Origin of the sequence: Clostridium sp. ZS2-4 (genome assembly GCF_026719745.1) — a bacterium.
Lineage (GTDB): Bacteria > Bacillota > Clostridia > Clostridiales > Clostridiaceae > Clostridium_H.
Window position 1 is genome coordinate 1 of sequence record NZ_JAPPRQ010000012.1, and the last position, 4,065, is coordinate 4,065.

General features: G+C 30.7%; 4 protein-coding genes and 1 pseudogene. All 5 read right to left on the reverse strand.

Translation table 11 applies throughout. From position 1 onward, the window contains the following. Positions 1 to 313: pseudogene (locus OIO11_RS02495) on the reverse strand (ornithine carbamoyltransferase); the annotation flags it as partial. Positions 314 to 364: 51 nt separating this feature from the next. Beyond that, positions 365 to 745, reverse strand: coding sequence for a RidA family protein (locus tag OIO11_RS02500; RefSeq protein ID WP_268069771.1), 381 nt, complete (start codon positions 743 to 745; stop codon positions 365 to 367). A gap of 459 nt (positions 746 to 1,204) precedes the next feature. Next, positions 1,205 to 2,548, reverse strand: coding sequence for a uracil-xanthine permease family protein (locus OIO11_RS02505; protein WP_268069772.1), 1,344 nt, complete (start codon positions 2,546 to 2,548; stop codon positions 1,205 to 1,207). Between the two features lie 444 nt (positions 2,549 to 2,992). After that, positions 2,993 to 3,427: an MOSC domain-containing protein gene (locus tag OIO11_RS02510; RefSeq protein ID WP_268069773.1), complete on the reverse strand. Its 435-nt coding sequence runs from the start codon at positions 3,425 to 3,427 to the stop codon at positions 2,993 to 2,995. Positions 3,428 to 3,601: 174 nt separating this feature from the next. Further along, positions 3,602 to 4,065 (reverse strand): ornithine carbamoyltransferase (locus tag OIO11_RS02515; protein ID WP_442781205.1); only part of this gene is annotated, 464 nt, incomplete at its 5' end.

Sequence of the window (4,065 nt, forward strand, 5' to 3'; positions counted from 1 at the left end):
TACCATGACCAAATCTTGAAAGAATTACTGCTGTATCTTTAGCTACTTCTCCATGTGATACTTGCATTGTACTTGTATCTAAATAGTTTGCATGTCCTCCTAATTGTGCTATACCTGCTTCCATTGAGTTTCTTGTTCTTGTTGATTGTTCAAAGAACATTAAAAACATTGTTTGATATGGTAAATATGGAGTTGCTACTCCCATAGCCATTTTCTTTTTAAGATCAGCAGAAACCTCCAACATAGTTTCAACTTCTTCTTTTGTATAGTCCTCTAATGTTATAAAGTGTCTTCCTCTAAATACTGTTTGCATTATTTTTCCTCCCCAAATATTCTTTATAATTTTTATATTAAAGTTCAAATTTTATACTTCTGCAATAACTTCTATTTCAATTGGTGCATTTTTAGGAAGTTTTGCAACTTGAAAACAACTTCTTGCCGGTTGTAACTCATTGAAATATTCTCCATATATTTCATTCATAGCACCAAAATCATTTATATCTCTTAAATAAACAACAGTTTTAACAACTTTATCTAAAGATGAACCTGCTTCTTCAAGTATTGCTTTTACATTTTCAAGACTTGCTTTAGTAGCTTTTTTTATATCATCTACAATTAATTCTCCACTTTCCATGTCAATTGGAAGCTGTCCTGATGTAAAAACTAAATCTCCCATTTTAATTCCTTGTGAGTATGGTCCAATAGCACCTGGTGCCTTCTCTGTGTTTATTACTTTTTTTTCCATAAAAATTCCTCCTTATATTTTTCTTAATAGTTTTCTTACCCATTCAAAAGGCATACTAAAATACCTATTAAGGTTTTATAACTTTCTATTTATTACTCACCTTATAAATTAGCACTATTCATGCCAACTTTATCATACCACCTAACCTGCTAATTTTAAGTAAATTAGGTATTTTTATTTTCATCCTGAATAAACTGGAAGTTATCAAAACGATAATTTAAAAACTCTTATATATTTTTTACTACTACGCACATATATGCTTAAAATAAATTTATCAAAATAATAAATTTTATCATTTTGGTAACTCTTTTTTACTTAATTATAAAAAGGTGTAAATTATCGTAGATTAAACGTAATTTACACCTTTTTTATAAATTTCTTTATTATATTAAAATAGTAGTATGTAATTAACTATTGATTATATTTTCAATCATATATTGCAAGACGACTTTTTATTATTTATACATAAATATTTTGTTTTTTATCTGTATTCTTGTCTGATGAAAGCCTTTCAGGTAAAAGTATATTTAACAATATTGCACAAATTGATCCAGTAGTTATACCTGATCCAAATATTGTTTGAATTGCAGTAGGACATTTACTCAATATCTCTGGTTTAAATATTACTCCTAAACCTAATGTTATTGAAACACATATAATTAACATATTTCTTTTACTAAACTCAACCTCACTTAGCATTTTAATTCCAGAACTAGCTATCATTCCAAACATTACTATACCAGCTCCTCCTAAAACAGGACTAGGCATTGCTGCTACAATTGCTGCAAATTTAGGTAATAATCCTGCTGCAATTAACAAACCTCCTGCTAGCATACCTACAAATCTACTAGCTACTCCAGTAACACTTACAAGTCCTGTACATTGGCTAAAAGTTGTATTAGCACCTGCATTAAATACGCCTGCAATCATACTACCAACGCCGTCACAAAGTACTCCCCCTTGCAGTTCTTGTGGTGAAACCTCATGTTCACAAGCTGCTCCAATAGCTAAAGTATCTCCTACTGCTTCAATAGTAGTTGCTACATAAATAGGGATAAATGCTAAAATTGCCGGTATACTAAAATTAATACCATATTTAAATGGACGTGGTATTGAAAATGCAGAAGCAGAAGCTACTGAACTAAAATCTAGCATTCCTGTAAACGCTGCCAATATATATCCACAAACAATTCCTATAACCACAGAAGCTGAACTTATAAATTCATTTCCAAACTCATTCAATACTATAATAATTATCAATACAGCAAGTCCAACTAATAAATTCTTTATTGAACCATAGTTAGCTGAACCAGCTCCTCCTCCTAACCAATTTATTGCTACTGGTACAACTGTTAATCCAATTAAAGTAACTACTGTACCTGTTACTATAGGAGGTAAAAATCGTTTTATATGTTTAATAAATTTACTAAAAATAACTTCAACTAAAGCACCTGCTATAGTTGCACAAAACAACGCAGCTATACCATAGTTTTTACCTACCATTATAGAAACTCCAACAAATCCAAAAGATGTTCCCATTATTACAGGCAATCTAGAACCAACTTTGCCCAAACCATGGGATTGAATAAGCGTTACTATCCCTGATACAAACAGTGCACAGCTTATCCAAAACGTAACTTCCTTAAATGGAAGTCCTAAGGCTGATGAAACAATTAATGGAACAGCCACAATCCCACCAAATCCTGTCAAAATAGTTTGCAAAGCTAGTACTAGTGCAATTTTTAAAGGCGGCTTATCATCAAGTTGATATACTAATTGACTCTTTTTATTTTTTATTCCCATATTTAATTCCCCCTTAGCTTGTTATTATTTTTATTTTCAAAAACTTTTTTAATTATAGTAAGCTAAAATCCCATATACCCCTTTATCTACCTTAAATAAAAATCATCTTGCAAATGCAGGTATCATAACAAAACTAAGCCAAATACATTTACTATTTTAAGAGTAAAAATAATTTTGTCTTTTATTTAGAAAAGATTAACGAAAGATTTAAAATTAAGTCTTTTAATCCTCCTTCCTTTTATTTAGTTGAATTTTTTATATCTGTAAAATATATACATTAATTTAATTTTATTACAACCAGTGTATTTTTTCAACATTTTGCAAAATTTCAAAATAAAATTCCTTTTTAACCTCACAAGTTTCAAAACATTTATGAGAAATCGTTTCCATTTAGTATAAAAAATAATTCATCCTTAATAGAATGAATTATTTTTTTATACTATACTATTCTTTAACAATTTCTATTCCATCTCCCGGTTTAATATATCCTTCTCGAAGTACTATTGTAAATATCCCTTCTTTTGGCATTATACAATATCCAACCTTTTTTTTGATTTCACAACCCTCATGACATTTCTTTCCTATTTGACTTACTTCCATTTCAGTTTCTCCAATTCTTAATTTTGTACCAACTGGAAGTTCATGAAGTACTATACCTTCTGTGGTTATGTTCTCAGCAAAATCTCCTACAGATAATTCTATCCCCATTTTTTTCATTTTGTCTATGCTTTCTTGTGCAAGAAGACTTACTTGTCTATGCCAATCACCTGCATGAGCATCACCTTCAAGTCCATGTTTTTTCTTAAAAAATCCTTTTTCAATGGGATGTTTTACTACTCCTTTTGTTTCACTTATATTTACTGCTACTACTTTTGCCATAACTTTCCCCCATTTTTAAGTAATTTGTTAAAAAGGAAGGGAATAAAGATACTTAATTTATCCCCTTCTCCTATTTTCTGATCCTTAGTTATTGATGTTTCTCATTACCAAAAAATCATTTCATGGAACCCTAATATCTAGTACCTGAGAATAATGTTGCGATGCAACATTATTCTATTTTCCACCCATAGTAAGAACCATAACAGCTTTTGCTGTGTGGATTCTGTTTTCTGCTTCATCATAAACTACTGAGTGTGGTCCATCTATTACTGAATCTTCAACTTCGTTGTTTCTGTCTGCTGGAAGTGCGTGCATATAGATTGATCCTGGATTTGTAAGTGCCATCATTTCTTCTGTACACTTCCATCCTTTATATGATTCCAATAAATCATCTACTACTGCATCACTTTGGTTGTTAACCCAGCTTCCCCAGTTCTTAGGAATTACTACATCTGCATTTCTGTATGCTTCTTCCATGTTGTGAGTTATTGTGAATGTTCCATCATTTTCTAATGCATTTTTCTTAGCTTTTTCGATTACCCAATCTGGTAGATCATATCCTTCTGGATATGCCAATGTTACATCCATTCCGAATCTTGGGAATAATAATGCTTGAGTTAATGGTACTGATATTGGTT

What these genes read in the sequence shown, in the direction of transcription:
- OIO11_RS02500 (WP_268069771.1), bottom strand. Translation starts at nt 745, where the DNA reads ATGGAAAAAAAAGTAATAAACACAGAGAAGGCACCAGGTGCTATTGGA.
- OIO11_RS02505 (WP_268069772.1), bottom strand. Translation starts at nt 2,548, where the DNA reads ATGGGAATAAAAAATAAAAAGAGTCAATTAGTATATCAACTTGATGAT.
- OIO11_RS02510 (WP_268069773.1), bottom strand. Translation starts at nt 3,427, where the DNA reads ATGGCAAAAGTAGTAGCAGTAAATATAAGTGAAACAAAAGGAGTAGTA.